This is a genomic window from Chitinophagaceae bacterium C216 (assembly GCA_028485475.2).
GTDB lineage: Bacteria > Bacteroidota > Bacteroidia > Chitinophagales > Chitinophagaceae > Niabella > Niabella composti.
In genome coordinates this window covers 3,084,368-3,100,542 of sequence record CP144143.1, presented here as the reverse complement: position 1 = coordinate 3,100,542, position 16,175 = coordinate 3,084,368, and the positions used below count along the sequence as shown (strand labels likewise).

The following is a 16,175-nucleotide window of genomic DNA, read 5'->3' as shown; positions in this document are numbered from 1 at the left end:
GAGAATGAAGATTACAATTTCACCCTCAGAATTAAAAGGCGATATACTAGCCCCGGCTTCCAAAAGCTCCATGCAGCGCGCGTGTGCAGCTGCATTAGTTGCAGCGAAGCGCTCAATAATATACAATCCCGGTCATAGTAATGATGATAAGGCCGCTATGGGTATCATTACAGCCCTAGGAGCCGTTATCGAAAAAGCTCATGAACAAATTACTGTAGATAGCACTTCATTTGCCAAGGTATTGGATACCGTTGCAAAACAGCAGGAAGCAGGTGAAGCGCTTACCATTAACTGCGGCGAAAGTGGGTTAAGTATTCGCATGTTTACGCCACTGGCGGCACTTACCAATAAGAAGATTACCATTACCGGTGAGGGTAGCTTGGTGACAAGGCCAATGGACTTTTTTGATGAAGTGCTGCCTCAATTGGGTGTACAGGTGCAATCAAACGATGGCAAGCTGCCGCTTATTATACAGGGGCCCTTACAGCCCAAAAATATCTCCATCGACGGTTCATTGAGCTCACAGTTCTTAACCGGATTGCTGCTAGCGTATTCCGTAGCGCAGATAGATCCTGCCGAGGGGAAAGAAATTTCGATAAAGGTTAGCAATCTTAAAAGCAAACCCTATATCGATCTTACACTGGATGTGATGAAGAAGTTTGGCCTGCGTGTACCGGAGAACCGCAACTATGAGGAATTTGTATTTGATTATTCGAAGCCTCATCCGGATGTAGAACGTGAGTGTAATACGTATACTGTGGAGGGTGATTGGAGTGGTGGAGCCTTTTTGTTGGTAGCAGGAGCTATTGCAGGCGATATTACCGTAAGAGGATTAAGTATGGCTAGTACGCAAGCCGATAAAAAAATAACAGAAGCTTTAATGGCAGCTAATGCGGGGATGGCTATCGATGCAAAAGGTATCCATCTTCATAAATCGGAATTGAAAAGTTTTGAGTTTGATGCTACCGATTGTCCAGATTTGTTCCCTCCTTTAGTGGCACTTGCCGCTTATTGTAACGGTGTTACTAGTATTAAAGGGGTTACGCGTTTGGCGCACAAGGAAAGTAACAGAGGGCTTACCTTGCAGGAAGAATTTGGAAAAATGGGATTACGTGTGGACTTAGATGGAGATATCATGCATATTCACGGCGGTAGTGGATTGAAAGGTGCGTTGGTACATTCGCGTCATGACCATCGTATCGCCATGGCCTGTGCCGTAGCTGCATTAAGAGCAGAGGGGGATACGACGATCGAGGAGGCGCTTGCAGTAAACAAGTCGTATCCTGACTTTTATGATCATATAAAGTCTTTAGGGGCGAAAGTGAGCGGCGGCATTGACTGGAAAGGCGCGCTAGTAGACAATTAAGAAATGAATTATAATCGGAACAATAAAATAGCGTAGCAAGAAGCTACCATTTGTTCAATCGTTGAAAAATAAACAGTATTATGAACAGTTTTGGTAGATTATTTCGGGTACAGATATTCGGCGAATCGCATGGGGATGGTGTGGGGGTGGTAATTGATGGTTGCCCGGCGGGATTGGACGTTCCTGTTGAGGATTTTTTGCCCGATATGGAGCGGCGGAAGGGTGGTACCCAAAAAGGTGCTACACCACGTAAGGAAGATGATATTCCTATCATTAAAAGTGGTGTGTTCAACGGAAAAACTACCGGTTTTCCCATCATGATATTCTTTGAAAACAAGAATACCCGCAGTTCCGATTATGAGAAACAACGCAGTTTTCCCCGTCCCGGTCATGCAGATTTTGTAGCGCATAAAAAGTTTGGAGGATATGAGGACTACCGTGGTGGAGGACATTTTAGTGCCCGACTAACCACCGGAATTGTAGCAGCGGGCGTGATTGCTAAAAAATTGCTGAAAGGTATTTCTGTTGAAGCAAAAGTAATTGAAATAGGCGGTGAGTCGGATCTTGAAAAAGGGTTGCAAAAGGCCATTGATGCCAAAGATTCTGTGGGAGGTATCATCGAATGTAGGGTAAACGGAGTGCCGTTAGGCTTGGGCGAACCGCATTTTGATTCGGTAGAATCCCTGATAGCACATGCGATGTTTTCCATCCCTGCGGTAAAGGGCGTTGAGTTCGGCTCCGGATTTGCAGCTGCGAGGATGTTCGGCTCCCAACATAATGATCCTATCGAAAATATGGAGGGTAGAACCACTACTAACCATGCCGGCGGTATAGTGGGCGGAATTACTAATGGTAATGAACTGGTATTTAGAATCGCTGTAAAACCCACCGCATCTACCCCAAAAGAGCAGTTTAGCCTTAACTGGGACACCGGAAATATGGAACATTTTTCGGTGAAAGGAAGACACGATTTATGTGTGGCACTTCGAGCCCCGGTTATCGTAGAAGCAGCTACAGCTATAGTTCTTGCAGATTTAATGCTGCAAGAAGGCAGGATTCCAAGAGTACTGTAATGGTCGTTACTATGCACATACATGTGCATAAATTTTTCTATATGAATGGCTTTTGGCATGTTTTTTAATAGTATATAGGTATATATATTATTAATTTCAAAAACATTGAACTATGACCATTTTATCTTGGATCCTTTTTGGATTGATTGCCGGTGCCATAGCAAAAGCATTGCACCCCGGTAAAGACCCGGGCGGTTGGATTATCACTATTATCATCGGTATAGCCGGAGCACTACTCGGAGGCTGGATTAGTACTTTATTAGGTACACCCGTTACTGAAAATTGGAGGTTTAAAGGATTTTTATTTGCTGTAGTAGGATCCGTAATACTGCTATGGCTTTATGCAATGCTCACTAGGAAACGCACCTGAGGGTTGGAACGACATTATTGGTAAAAAACCATCCGTAAGTGGATGGTTTTTTTATGATATTTGTTTTCTAAACTATTTTATAAATCAACTGTTATACTATTTTCATTTCCTAAGGCAAGTACCGATATGAGTTTTCAAAAGCACAGCATATCTTACGATCAGACAGGCTATTTTTCCAGCATAGTATCGGATTACCTTAATGGAGATGAAAAACTGCGATGTTTTTACGAATATTTCCCATCCGAAACTAGTGTTGAAGCTGCTATTCTCAGAAAAAAAGAGTTAGAAAATCGCAATAGGGCCCATCTTGCAGAGGCATTATTAACTCAGTATGCATCGTTGGAAGCAGCGGATAAAGTGCAGGAAAATATTCAGTTGCTACTGGATGCTAACACATTTACCATTACTACTGCTCATCAGCCCAATATATTTACCGGTCCGCTTTATTTCATCTATAAAATTCTCCATGTTATCAAATTAGCGGAATATTGTAATCATAAATATTCCCAATACAAATTCGTTCCTGTATACTACATGGGTAGTGAAGATGCCGATTTGGATGAGCTGGGACATATTTATTTGAATAATGAAAAACTTGCCTGGCAGACGTCTCAGTCCGGTGCTGTAGGAAGAATGATTGTAGATGAACAGCTATTGCATCTGGTGCAGCGTATTGAAGCTGAAATAGGTGTATTACCTCACGGGCAAGAGATAATGGATACGGTAAAAAAGTATTATCAGAAGGGAACTTCTATTCAGCAAGCGACTTTGGGTTTTGTTCATCATCTTTTTGGCAGATATGGACTGATTGTCGTAATTCCCGACAATGCGCAATTAAAGGCAGCGGCTATAGATATATTTAAAGATGAATTATTGCATCAGCGTTCTTCGGAGATTGTTGAAAAAACTATTCAGCAGTTGAGTGAGGCCGGGTATAAAGTTCAGGCACACGGTAGGGATATCAATCTTTTTTATCTGATGGATAACGGTGCCCGCCTGCGTATCGAAAAGCGAAATGACAAATGGCATGTATTGGATACTGATATCAGTTTTACCGAAGCAAGCTTGATGCAGGAATTAGAAAAACATCCTGAGCGATTTAGTCCTAATGTGATTTTGCGAGGATTGTTCCAGGAGATGATTTTACCCAATATCATTTTTGTGGGGGGTGGGGGCGAGCTGGCTTATTGGCTGGAGTTGAAAGCTATATTTCAGCATTATGGGGTGGCTTATCCCATATTAATACTGCGCAACTCATTTTTGATTGTAAATGGCAAGTATGCACAGCAGCGAGAAAAATTACAATTTACCATACAGGATTTGTTTAAAAATGCACAGCAGTTGCAAAACGAATGGGTGCTGCGAAATTCTGCTAAAAAGCTGAGTGTGGACGATTCTATTGCTGCAATAGATACTTTATTCGAGAAACTTTCTCATCAGGTAGCCACTGTTGATACTACTTTGAAAGCTCATATTGAAGCATTGCACAAGCAGTCGGAAAAGAAAATCATAGAAGTGGGTAAAAAAATCCTTCGGGCAGAGAAGCGTAATCAAGCCAATGCTATGCAGCAGATTGCGCAACTAAAACAGGCACTTTTCCCTAACAATAATTTGCAAGAGCGCATCGACAATATACTTCCATATTACGCAGTGTGGGGAGCGGACTTTATCGATACGCTTTATCAGTACTCCAACCCTTTTGAGCAGGCGTTTGTGGTATTAGAAGAAGCTTAATCAAAGCTATTTTCGTAGCCTTTCTCTTTTAGATTATTCACTTTACCCAACACTTCACGCTCCAGTTTGGCTTTGTAGGCAGCTACATTTTGGCCGATGGTTTCATTATAGGTCCCGATAATCTGAGCTGCCAGAATACCCGCATTTTTTGCTGCATTTAAGGCTACTGTAGCCACCGGCACCCCATTAGGCATTTGCAAAATTGACAATATACTATCCCACCCGTCAATAGAATTGCTAGATTTTACCGGTACACCGATTACCGGTAATGGTGTAATGGAGGCTACCATTCCGGGTAAATGGGCCGCACCTCCGGCTCCGGCTATAATCACTTTTAGTCCGCGCTGTTTGGCAGTTTTGGCATATTCCACCATTCTAATAGGGGTGCGATGTGCAGATACAACAGTAAGTTCATAACCTACACCCAATTCCTTTAAAATATCAGCTGCAGCTTGCATTACCGGTAAGTCGCTGTCGCTGCCCATGATAATTCCTACTTCTATTGCCATACACAAAGGAACAAATAAAATTGTCTGTAACAAAAGTTTTTATTCATAAGTTATAAACGAACAATTTAATATGTATCTAATTGAAGACTGTTAAAGATATCTTATAATGAAGAAATTTTACAATATATCAGTATTGATGAGCGTTTGGTTAAGGTTTTATCAGCGTCTAATTGCATGTAAAATTGGCTTTATATAAGCCGCATTGTGTAAAAGAAAAGAGAAAGGGTACAATATGCGACTAAGTAAACTACTACTATTTATTGGGTTGAGTGTTTTTGTGATTGCGATGGTTTCTTGGACTATTACTTCTATTGCATCTGAGAAAAATAATGGCATCGGCACAGTAAGTGCTCCGGCTTCTAATGAGAAAACAGAAGATGATGCTGTGCAATTGATGTACGATAGTCTGGAGCTGGATGAAAAAGGTTTGTCGCGCGACGCCTTCCATTACGCCATATACGGGTTTAAAAAATTACAGGAAAAAGGTCAGCTACAGAACGACTCTATACTTACTGTGGTAGACTTTGATCAGCCTAGTTATAAGAAAAGGATGTATGTGATTGATGTGCGTAATTTGAAAATCCTTTTTCATACACTGGTGGCGCATGGCAAAAATACCGGTAAAGAAATCGCTCAATTCTTTAGCAACAGGAAAGAGTCTCATCAAAGTAGCTTAGGCTTTTATCTTACCGATGTTACCTATTACGGTAGTAAAGGCTATTCTTTAAAATTGAAAGGACTGGAGAAAGGTGTTAATGATAATGCTATGCGCAGAGCTATTGTGGTACATGGAGCTCCATATGTGAGCGAGTCTTATATTGATGAACAGGGATATATCGGCCGTAGTCTAGGCTGCCCTGCTGTACCTGCCGAGCTCAGCAAACCCATTATTCAAACGATAAAGAACGGCTCTTGCTTTTTTGTTTATAACAAAAAGTATCGCCCGTCAGTACCTTTTAGACCAGAGGCAGAGCCTGCTTAGGATTCTTTAATAAAAAATTTGTGTTCAATTTATTTGCCTCCTATCTTTGCTGATATGATGAATGTGAACAATACTTTCTTTTGGTGGTGGTGGCACACAAACTCTTCTGGGGTATTGTAATGCCATGCATTTCCAAAAAAGAATGAATGATATTCAAGAACCCCGGAGTGAATCCGGGGTTTTTTGTTAATTTCCGGCCTTTAGCACATGATACCAACTGCTAGGCTCCTTTAACTTAATAAAAGAACCATGCAAACAGTAAAAATTAAAACACATGTAACATCCATGCTGGCCGATGTGTTTACTCCAGTGGGTATTTATTTGCGTCTGCGTGACCGATTCAGAGATACCGTATTGTTGGAGAGTACCGATAATCATGCTCTGGAGAACAGTTGGTCTTTTATTGGGGTGAATGCCGTAGCAGGTATCGAAATTGGTGCTGACAATAAAATTGAATTCAAGCTGCCAGGCGGTACTCCCGAAACGATACAGTTAAAGGGGGATGAGCCCATATCGGATGTGTTGAACAACTTTATGCGGAGATTTGAGGTAGAGGGTGAGGCTTCTAAGGTGGCCACGTTTGCGCAAGGATTGTACGGGTATACCTCTTACGATGCCATAAAATTTTTCGAAACTATCCCTGGCGCAGTATTTCAAAATGATCCGGATGCAATTCCGCTGATGCGCTATCGTTTGTATCAGTATGTAATCGCCATCAATCATTTTAAAGACGAGCTCTTTCTTTGTGAAAATGAAATTCCGGGCATTCAAAGTGAGAAGGATATTGTGCTGTCGCTGATTCGCGGGCGCGATGTTCCGGTTTATCCCTTTAAGGCGGTGGGAGAAGAGCGTTCCAATATGTCTGATAGCGATTTTATCGAAATTGTTAAGAAGTGTATTGCGCACTGTTATCGGGGAGATGTGTTTCAGATTGTACCCAGTCGTAGATTTCAACAATCGTTCATAGGAGATGAGTTTAATGTATATCGCACTTTACGCAATATCAATCCCTCTCCTTATCTGTTTTATTTCGATTATGGCGATTATAAATTGATGGGCTCATCACCAGAGTCGCAGCTTATTATCAGGGATGGGAAAGCCATTGTGCATCCGATTGCAGGCACGGTAAAGCGTACTGGCGATGAAAAGATAGATAGGGAAGAAACCATCCGTCTACAGAATGATCCCAAAGAAAATGCTGAGCATGTAATGCTAGTGGATCTGGCGAGAAACGATCTGAGTCGAGGCTGTACCAATGTTCATGTGCATCAGTTTCGCGAAACTCATTTTTATTCGCACGTTATCCATTTGGTGAGTGAAGTAACCGGTGAGGTGAACCAATCAGTAAATTCTTTCGAGCTTTTTGCTAAAACATTTCCGGCAGGAACTTTAAGCGGAGCTCCGAAGATTAAAGCCATGCAATTGATTAGTGAAATGGAACCTACACCCCGTGGCTATTACGCCGGAGCAGTAGGGTTTATGGGTTTTAATGGTAACTGTAATCAGGCGATTATGATCCGCACTTTCATGAGCCGAAATAATACATTGTATTATCAGGCCGGTGCTGGCGTGGTGGCGGCAAGCATTCCCGAAAATGAATTGCAGGAAGTAAATAACAAACTAGGAGCACTTAAAAAGGCAATAGTAGAGGCACAGAAAGTACAGTAATGGTAGCATATATGTTAGTGCTATGTGGGTTAACAATATTCAATTTTTAATTTTTCATACTACATGAAACTGTTAGTTTTCGATAATTACGATTCTTTCACATATAATCTGGTACACCTGGTTGAAAAAATTATCGGCCAGAAAGTAGATGTTTTCAGAAACGATCAGATTCCTTTGGAGAAAGTAAAGCAATACGATAAAATTATTTTATCTCCGGGGCCGGGTATTCCAGAAGAAGCCGGATTGTTATTACCCTTGATAAAAGAGTATGCTCCCAGCAAATCCATACTGGGTGTATGTTTGGGGCAGCAGGCTATCGGTGAAGTGTTCGGGGGTAAACTAACCAATCTTTCTAAAGTATATCATGGGATTGCTACTCCATGTAGAATTATAGTAGAAGATGAAAAGTTGTTTAAAGGTCTTCCGGAGCATATTGAAGTGGGACGGTATCATTCGTGGGTGGTGGATAGAGACGGGTTCCCTGAAGAACTTGAAATTACTGCTGTAGACGAGCAAGATTTTGTTATGGCATTGCGCCATAAAAAATATGATGTGCGTGGTGTACAGTTTCATCCAGAAAGCGTGCTTACTCCCATGGGAGAGCAAATTATGCGTAACTGGCTAAAAGCGTAGCAATCACGTGATGTGCTGAGATATTTCAGCTTTTTATCAATCCGCAACATAAACACAATTTCAATGAAAAAGATACTGTCTTTATTGTTTGAACATAAAACTTTGGACAGGCAAACGGCGAAGGAGGTGCTTGTCAACATCGGCAGAGGTGTATACAATGAGCATGAAGTAACGGCATTCATGACGGTGTTTCTGATGCGCAGCATCGGGTTACAGGAGCTGCAGGGTTTTCAGGATGCTTTGCTAGAGCTTTGTCTGCGCATGGATTTTAGCGAATGGGAAACTGTAGATATTGTAGGAACCGGTGGAGATGGTAAAAATACTTTCAATATTTCTACATTGTCGTGCTTTATTGTTGCCGGAGCAGGTGTAAAAGTGACCAAACACGGTAATTATGGTGCCTCAGCAATTAGCGGCTCCTCTAATGTGATAGAATCACTAGGGTATAAATTCAAGAATGATAATGCAGCACTGAAACGTGAACTGGATGAAGCCAATATATGTTTCATGCATGCTCCTTTATTTCACCCTGCTCTAAAGAATGTAGCTCCAATTAGGAAGAATCTGGGGATGCGCACCTTCTTCAATATGCTGGGGCCGCTAGTGAATCCTGCATTTCCTACATACAGCGTTATAGGAGTGTATAATCTGGAAATGGCGCGTCTGTATAACTATCTTTTCCAACAAAAGGAGCGCAATTTCGCTATTATACACGGACTGGATGGCTATGATGAAATATCGCTTACAGGAGATAGTAAACTGATAACAAAACAGGGAGAGAAAGTATTAAGTGCCATTCAGCTTGCCGGCTTGGAAGTAAAGCCTGAAGCTATTTCGGGTGGGCAAAGTGTTGAAGAAGCTGCGACTATTTTCAAAAATATTATAAATGGAGATGGTACTCCTGAACAGGAAGCTGTAGTATTGGCTAATGCCGCCGTGGCATTGCAGGTTACGGGTCAATACAACAGTTATGAAGATGCATTTGCAGCAGCAAAAGAAAGCTTAAAGAGCGGCAGGGCAAAAGCTTGTTTAGAAAAACTAATTTCACTACAGTAGCGCATATGAATATTTTAGATACCATCGTTGTACATAAAAAAGCGGAAGTTGCGACAAGAAAGAGTCAAACCTCAATTAAGGAGTTAGAGGCAAGGCCGGCATTTTCTATTCCCGTGCGATCGCTTTCCGATTCACTATTACAAGAAGGCAGTACCGGTATTATCGCGGAGTTTAAAAGAAAATCGCCTTCCAAAGGATTTATAAAAGAGCACGCTAACGTAAACGAAATTACAACAGCGTATACCCAACACGGAGCTGCCGCACTTTCAGTGTTGACAGATGAAAAGTTTTTTGGTGGCTCTGATGAGGATTTGATGCAAGCTCGTAAGAATGATATTCCTATTCTACGAAAAGATTTTATTGTAGATGAGTATCAGATTGTAGAAGCTAAGTCCATTGGTGCGGATGTTATTTTATTGATTGCAGCGTGTCTCACTCCTCAGGAAGTGAAACATCTAGCTGAATTTGCCCGTTCATTGGGATTGCAGACGATACTGGAATTGCATGCAGAAGAAGAGCTCGCACACATCTGTGATGCCACTTCTATTGTAGGAATCAATAATCGTGATTTGAAAACTTTTAAGGTTGATATAGAGCGCAGTCTTCGCATGGCGGAAAAACTTCCGGCTCATACTATTAAAATTGCGGAAAGCGGTATTAGTAGTATCGAAAATATTGTATTGTTTAGAAAAAACGGCTTTAAAGGATTTCTTATCGGCGAGCATTTTATGAAACAAGCCGATACTCCCGCGGCTTTTGCTGCATTTGTGCAAGAATTACAATCTGCACTCTAATTTGTTTTTGATTACGCTCATTTGTTATGCATCGTGTCAAGATAAAAGTATGTGGAATGACTTCTTTACAGCAGGTTCAGGAACTTGCTGCTATGGGAGTGGATTTTGCAGGATTTATATTCTATGAAAAATCTCCTCGCTATGTAGGAGCTAAACTGAGTGCGTCCGATATTAAAGCGGTTACCTCTATACAGAAAGTAGGGGTGTTTGTAAATGAAACTGTAGAAAAAATACTGCAAATAATCGACAATTACGGGCTCGATATGGTGCAATTGCATGGAGATGAGACACCGGCATTCTGTCAGTCTCTTAAAGACAGGGTAACTGTGATGAAGGTTTTTCGTGTAAAAGGAGATGAAGATGTGCAACAGCTGGTGCAACCTTATGAAGACGCTGTTCATTATTTTTTGTTTGACACAAAGGCGCAAGAATACGGAGGTACAGGAAAGCAATTTGACTGGTCCGTTTTGAAAAGTTCCTCTTTAAAAATACCCTATTTCCTCAGTGGAGGAATAGGCCCAAATGATGCGGATGCTATAAAAACATTTATTGACGAAGAGGATGTATTTGCAATTGATATAAACAGCCGCTTCGAGCGGCAGCCTGGGGATAAGGAAATTGATAAGATTCGCCACTTTGTGCGTCAATTATCGTAGAAGTAGGTTATCTTTAAATAGTCTTTTTTCCAATTTTATGATTCATGCCAGATTATTTCAGTGGATTTGCTCTCTGGGCCTGATTTTACTGGTATCTTGTAATGTACAAAAACAAATTGCAAAAGGTCCGGCTAAAGAATTACTGTCAGCAAAAGGAATGGCAAATGCCCACGTCGGCATTAGCATCTATGATCCGCAAACAGGTAAGTTTATCTTTAATCATAACAGTGATAAATATTTTGTTCCGGCCAGTAATACTAAGATTCCTACCTGTTATGCTGCAATGAAATATTTGAAAGATAGTCTCGTCGGACTAGAAGTCAGCGAATATGCGGATAAATTGGTGGTAAGGGGTACGGGCGACCCTACATTGTTGGACCCTGAATTTAGTAATCAGCCTGTATTTGATTTTCTGATGAAGGCAGAAAAGCCTATTTATGCAGCTACCGATAGTATTAAAACAACAGCATGGGGGAGTGGCTGGAGTTGGGGGGATTATGATGCCAGCTATATGCCAGAACGTTCTGCTTTGCCTATATATTGCAATCTAGTTTGGTTTTATGGCAAACAGCAGGATGGAACATTAAGATACTTTCCTCGAAATACTGATTCTAACTTATATTGGCAAATAGAGACTATTGGAAACAAAAGTAATCTAACCAATGTCACTCGACGACTTAGGAATAATAGTTATCGCCTCTATTTGAATGGTGATGCTGATAAGGAGATTAGAGTGCCCTTTATAACTAATAAAAAATTGGGATGGCAATTACTCGCCGATACTCTCAAAAAGCCTATTCATTTTCTCAATGATGCTACGGAGATAAGAGGTCAAGCCAATAGATATGTTGTTTACTCGCAGCCGCTGGATTCTATGCTACAATTGTTAATGCATAGGAGCGATAATTTCTTTGCCGAACAAACTTTATTAATGGTAAGTAGGGCTGTGTTGGGTACTATGTCTGATGCCGATATTATTAAATATATATTGGAGCATGATTTTAAAGATTTACCACAAAAGCCCCGCTGGGCCGACGGTTCGGGACTCAGTCGCTACAATTTATTTACTCCTGAAGATTTTGTTGCGATTCTTCATAAAATGCAGCAGGAGTTCGGAATGGAACGATTAAAAGTTATTTTTCCCACCGGCGGTGAAGGAACGCTTAGCAGCTATTACTTAGATGCCCAGAATAAGATATTTGCTAAAACCGGTACGCTTAGTGGCGTAGTAGCACTTAGCGGATACATATTTGTTGAGAGTGGTAAACAACTGATTTTTTCGATATTGGTGAATAACCACCATGCCAGTGCAACTGAAGTGCGCAAGGCGGTGGAGCGGTTTTTGCGATCTGTATACACGAAGTACTAATAAAAAAATCCATCTCCACATGAGATGGATTTTTTTATCAAAAGGTTTTTCTTATTGTCTTCCTTTTTTTATTTCTTCAACTACTGCTGGATCTAGCAATGTAGTAGTATCACCTAAATTGTCCACATCGCCCTCAGCAATTTTACGCAGAATGCGACGCATAATCTTACCGCTTCTAGTTTTAGGTAATCCGCTCACAAACTGTATTTTATCGGGTTTGGCTATAGGGCCGATAATTCTGGATACAGTAGCGAGAAGGTCTTGTTTGGTCAGTTCTATATCTTCTTCTCTATAATGCTTGTTATCCAGCACAACATAAGCGTATATACCCTGACCTTTTACTTCGTGCGGATATCCTACTACGGCGCTTTCTACCACGCCAGCCATCATGTTGATAGCATTTTCTACTTCTGCGGTTCCGAGCCTGTGGCCACTTACGTTTAGTACATCGTCTACGCGACCGGTAATACGAAAGTTGCCTTCTTCATCTCTTAAAGCACCATCACCGGTAAAATACTTACCAGGATAAGCACTGAAATAATTTTGACGGCAACGCTCATGATCGCCCCAAGTAGTACGCAGAATACCCGGCCATGGCATAGTTATACAAAGATTACCTTTATAGTAATCGTCAGTCAGCTCGGTGATTTCCTCGCCTTTATCATCTACCAGTACGGGTTTTACTCCTGGCAGTGGAAGTGTTGCCCAGCTGGGTTTTGCAGGCGTGATACCTGCTAAGTTAGAGATGAGGATTCCTCCTGTTTCTGTTTGCCACCAGGTATCCACTATGGGGCATTTTTTCTTACCCACATGTTCGTGATACCAGTGCCAAGCTTCCTCATTAATAGGTTCGCCTACAGTACCCAGCACTTTTAATGAGGAAAGATCCTTACCTTCTAAAGGTTCCAGCCCATAACTCATCAAAGAACGAATAGCGGTAGGGGCTGTATATAAGATGTTTACTTTGTGTTTTTGTACAATATCCCAGAATCTTCCTGCATCGGGCCATGTAGGAATACCTTCAAACATAAGACAGGTGGCTCCAGAGAGCAAAGGACCGTACACGATATAGCTGTGGCCTGTGATCCAGCCTATATCAGCTGTACAGAAGAAGACATCGCCGGGATTGTACTGGAATACGTTTACAAAAGTGTAGGCAGTCCAAAGCATATAGCCTGCAACGGTATGCACTACCCCTTTAGGTTTGCCGGTACTACCGGAGGTATATAGGATAAATAAAGGATCTTCTGCATCCATCTCTTCGGCCGGCGCCTTTAGTGCCTCGTCGTGCATGGTTTCGATAACATCATCTACTTCATCTCTCCACCATACATCACGCCCTTTGATCATACTTACCGGAGTACGTGTGCGCGTATGTACAATTACTTTTTTAACAGTAGTGTTGCCTATCAGTGCATCGTCAATAATAGCTTTCAGGGGGATATCTTTAGCACCGCGATAGGCACCATCGCAGGTGATGATATATTCTGCCTGGGCATCTTGCAGTCTATCTGCTATACTTTGGGCAGAAAACCCTCCGAATATTACTGAATGAATGGCACCGATTCTGGCGCAGGCTAATACAGCAATAGGTAACTCAGGAATCATGCCCATGTAGATACAAACCCGATCGCCTTTTTTTACACCGTTGTTACGAAGTACTTGTGCAAACTCACATACTTTGCGGTGCAGTACTTTGTAGGTAAGTGTTCTTGTTTTTTCTGAGGGATCGTTAGGCTCCCAGATGATGGCTGGTGTGTCGCCTAATTTTTCTAAGTGCCTGTCGAGACAGTTTTCGGTAATGTTTAGTTTAGCGCCTTCGAACCATTTTACCCGAGGTTCTGTAAAGTTCCATTCTAAAACTCTTTTACTAAAAGGCTGCTTTTTTTTCCATTCGAAGCAATCGGCTACCTCGCTCCAAAATCCCTCGGGATCTTCCAAGCTGCGCTTATAATCCGCATGGTATTGATCCAAGGATTTGATCTGAAAAGGATATGACATCGCAATTTATTTTTTTGGAGGGCTAATATAATAAAAACTATGTTGAATTGCAGGGCTCATAGCGTATTAAAATCTGTTGTTGTTAATATTTAAGCCAGTTTTAGTAATTATATTGAATAAATGTTTGTATTTATCCAATACAATACTGCCTCGGATTGTTCATATATAGTATATGTTAATCCGACGTCAGTAAATATTTGTTGGGTTCTTGGTAGTTAAACGACGGTTTTAGGCTTCCACAGCACCTCCTTCACCTTTAATCGAGCGGCTGTATATCTTGCCAAGACGAAGAGATAATCGCTTAATCGGTTAAGGTATTTGATAATAATTGCAGGAACGGGTTCTGTTTCCTGTAGGCGCACACAACATCTTTCTGCTCTGCGGCATACACAGCGTGCAATGTGCACTTGAGATACAGTGCTGTGCCCACCCGGTAAGATGAAAGCATTTAGTGGTTCTAATACTTCATCCATGCGATCGATTTCTTTTTCTAAGAATGCACAATCGCTTTCATAAACATCGGGGAGCGACATTTTTGTGCTTTTGAATGGATCACAAGCTAGCTCTGAACCGATGATGAACAGTTTGTCCTGAATTACTTCAAGCACCTGCATGCATTTTTTGTCCTTTATAAGGTCCTTGCAGAGTCCGATGTGGACATTCAGTTCGTCTATAGTTCCGTACGCTTCTAGGCGATCAGAGCCTTTGTTTACCTTAGTTCCACCTATAAGGGTGGTTCTACCTCTGTCTCCTGTCTTTGTATAAATCTTGTGTGCCATGCGGTGTTAGATTAGAGAGCTTAAGTTATTAAGATTGTTAGTAGAGTGTATAGAAATAGTAGAGTATATAGAATTTGAGAATCGCATATACACATTACTTTTATGAATGAACGTGGTCTTCCACTTTTTCGTCGCTTTCGATAACTCCATCTCTCAAGCGTACGATACGATGAGCATGGCGGGCAATATCCTCTTCGTGTGTCACTAAAACTACAGTATTCCCTCTGCTGTGAATGTTACTGAAAATGTCCATGATTTCGTAGGAGGTTTTAGTGTCGAGGTTGCCTGTTGGCTCATCAGCAAGAATTAAAGAAGGGTCGTTTACCAATGCACGGGCAATTGCCACCCGCTGGCATTGACCACCACTGAGTTCGTTAGGTTTATGATGACTACGTTCGGTTAGGTTTACCATTTCTAGTACATGCATAGCCTTTTCGTTACGTATGTTTTTGGGCACGCCCGCATAAATCAGCGGTAGTGCCACGTTTTCGAGCGCTGTAAGTCGGGGTAATAGGTTGAATTGTTGAAATACAAACCCTATTTCTTTGTTTCTGATTTCAGCAAGTGCGTTGTCTGCCATCTTGCTTACATCGTGTCCGTTTAATATATAAGTACCGGATGTGGGACTGTCAAGACAACCTAGAATGTTCATTAAGGTGCTTTTTCCACTTCCGGAAGGACCCATTAAAGCTACATATTCATTTTTATAAATATCCAACGATATCCCCTTTAGTACGGGCAGCTCGTGCGGCCCCATGAAGTAACTTTTCCTAAGTTGTTCGATATGAATTATGCCCGACATAAATGGGTTCGTTGTATTTTAATTTGCAAATACAATACCACTCACTTGCAAATACAGTACCATTTTTTTTATGGATGACAGATTTTACTTCTTAATCACTTTCGGTACTAAGAAGAATCGGCCATCAGTTTCGGGTGCATTACTCAGCGCCTCCTCCCTGCTAATGGAACCTTTAATTTCGTCATCGCGCAACACGTTAACTTCATCGCTCATATGCATTAAAGGTTCTACATCAGCTAAGTTCAATTCTTTGAGTTTTTCCACGAACCCAATCATATTTTGCAAATCAGTTGCGATGTCTTTTTTTTCCTGCTCGGTAAATGTGAGTTTGGAAAGATGCGCTAATTTATCGATTAAAGATTCATTTACTTCCATTTATCAAA

The 16,175-nt window shown here is 41.4% G+C and carries 16 protein-coding genes; 11 read left to right on the top strand and 5 right to left on the bottom strand.

Annotated features, from left to right (window positions below; translation table 11 throughout):
* Nucleotides 1-4 precede the first annotated feature (4 nt).
* The 4 genes from aroA to bshC all read left to right on the top strand — a co-directional run bounded on the left by aroA (nt 5) and on the right by bshC (nt 4,543).
* Complete coding sequence (gene aroA / locus PIECOFPK_RS13360) at nt 5-1,366, top strand: 3-phosphoshikimate 1-carboxyvinyltransferase (RefSeq protein WP_409966115.1); 1,362 nt, start codon at nt 5-7, stop codon at nt 1,364-1,366.
* A gap of 80 nt (nt 1,367-1,446) precedes the next feature.
* The gene (locus tag PIECOFPK_RS13355; RefSeq protein WP_330973775.1) at nt 1,447-2,439 is read left to right on the top strand and encodes a chorismate synthase; all 993 of its coding nucleotides are present in this window, start codon (nt 1,447-1,449) and stop codon (nt 2,437-2,439) included.
* 112 nt (nt 2,440-2,551) lie between these two features.
* Nucleotides 2,552-2,809: a GlsB/YeaQ/YmgE family stress response membrane protein gene (locus tag PIECOFPK_RS13350; protein ID WP_409966114.1), complete on the top strand. Its 258-nt coding sequence runs from the start codon at nt 2,552-2,554 to the stop codon at nt 2,807-2,809.
* A gap of 126 nt (nt 2,810-2,935) precedes the next feature.
* Nucleotides 2,936-4,543, top strand: a complete 1,608-nt coding sequence (bshC, locus tag PIECOFPK_RS13345; RefSeq protein ID WP_409966113.1) for a bacillithiol biosynthesis cysteine-adding enzyme BshC — start codon at nt 2,936-2,938, stop codon at nt 4,541-4,543.
* Here bshC and purE read toward each other — a convergent pair.
* Entirely contained in the window at nt 4,540-5,052 is a 513-nt protein-coding gene (gene purE / locus PIECOFPK_RS13340) for a 5-(carboxyamino)imidazole ribonucleotide mutase (RefSeq protein ID WP_409966112.1), read from the bottom strand. The two genes, bshC and purE, sit on opposite strands and share 4 nt — an antisense overlap.
* Before the next feature lie 232 nt (nt 5,053-5,284).
* On the opposite strand from purE, the gene PIECOFPK_RS13335 reads away from it, so the two are divergent.
* The 7 genes from PIECOFPK_RS13335 to PIECOFPK_RS13305 all read left to right on the top strand — a co-directional run bounded on the left by PIECOFPK_RS13335 (nt 5,285) and on the right by PIECOFPK_RS13305 (nt 12,210).
* Nucleotides 5,285-6,034 (top strand): murein L,D-transpeptidase catalytic domain family protein, encoded by a 750-nt coding sequence (locus PIECOFPK_RS13335; RefSeq protein ID WP_409966111.1) that lies wholly within the window; start codon nt 5,285-5,287, stop codon nt 6,032-6,034.
* Nucleotides 6,035-6,283: 249 nt separating this feature from the next.
* A complete protein-coding gene (locus PIECOFPK_RS13330; RefSeq protein ID WP_330973779.1) occupies nt 6,284-7,702 on the top strand; it encodes an anthranilate synthase component I family protein in 1,419 nt (472 codons plus the stop codon).
* Between the two features lie 63 nt (nt 7,703-7,765).
* The gene (locus PIECOFPK_RS13325; RefSeq protein ID WP_330973780.1) at nt 7,766-8,335 is read left to right on the top strand and encodes an anthranilate synthase component II; all 570 of its coding nucleotides are present in this window, start codon (nt 7,766-7,768) and stop codon (nt 8,333-8,335) included.
* Nucleotides 8,336-8,398: 63 nt separating this feature from the next.
* Nucleotides 8,399-9,391 (top strand): anthranilate phosphoribosyltransferase, encoded by a 993-nt coding sequence (gene trpD / locus PIECOFPK_RS13320; RefSeq protein ID WP_330973781.1) that lies wholly within the window; start codon nt 8,399-8,401, stop codon nt 9,389-9,391.
* A gap of 5 nt (nt 9,392-9,396) precedes the next feature.
* The gene (gene trpC / locus PIECOFPK_RS13315) at nt 9,397-10,185 is read left to right on the top strand and encodes an indole-3-glycerol phosphate synthase TrpC (protein WP_330973782.1); all 789 of its coding nucleotides are present in this window, start codon (nt 9,397-9,399) and stop codon (nt 10,183-10,185) included.
* Between the two features lie 56 nt (nt 10,186-10,241).
* Complete coding sequence (locus PIECOFPK_RS13310) at nt 10,242-10,841, top strand: phosphoribosylanthranilate isomerase (protein ID WP_409966110.1); 600 nt, start codon at nt 10,242-10,244, stop codon at nt 10,839-10,841.
* A gap of 37 nt (nt 10,842-10,878) precedes the next feature.
* Nucleotides 10,879-12,210, top strand: a complete 1,332-nt coding sequence (locus tag PIECOFPK_RS13305) for a D-alanyl-D-alanine carboxypeptidase/D-alanyl-D-alanine-endopeptidase (RefSeq protein ID WP_409966109.1) — start codon at nt 10,879-10,881, stop codon at nt 12,208-12,210.
* 51 nt (nt 12,211-12,261) lie between these two features.
* On the opposite strand, the gene acs is transcribed toward PIECOFPK_RS13305, so the two are convergent.
* The 4 genes from acs to gatC form a co-directional block, all read right to left on the bottom strand.
* Nucleotides 12,262-14,211 carry an acetate--CoA ligase gene (gene acs, locus PIECOFPK_RS13300; RefSeq protein ID WP_330973785.1) on the bottom strand — a complete coding sequence of 650 codons (1,950 nt, stop codon included), beginning with the start codon at nt 14,209-14,211 and terminating at the stop codon, nt 12,262-12,264.
* Between the two features lie 215 nt (nt 14,212-14,426).
* Entirely contained in the window at nt 14,427-14,990 is a 564-nt protein-coding gene (locus tag PIECOFPK_RS13295) for a cob(I)yrinic acid a,c-diamide adenosyltransferase (RefSeq protein ID WP_330973786.1), read from the bottom strand.
* A gap of 100 nt (nt 14,991-15,090) precedes the next feature.
* Entirely contained in the window at nt 15,091-15,792 is a 702-nt protein-coding gene (locus PIECOFPK_RS13290) for an ABC transporter ATP-binding protein (RefSeq protein WP_330973787.1), read from the bottom strand.
* A gap of 84 nt (nt 15,793-15,876) precedes the next feature.
* Nucleotides 15,877-16,167 (bottom strand): Asp-tRNA(Asn)/Glu-tRNA(Gln) amidotransferase subunit GatC, encoded by a 291-nt coding sequence (gatC, locus tag PIECOFPK_RS13285; protein WP_330973788.1) that lies wholly within the window; start codon nt 16,165-16,167, stop codon nt 15,877-15,879.
* Nucleotides 16,168-16,175: the final 8 nt, after the last annotated feature.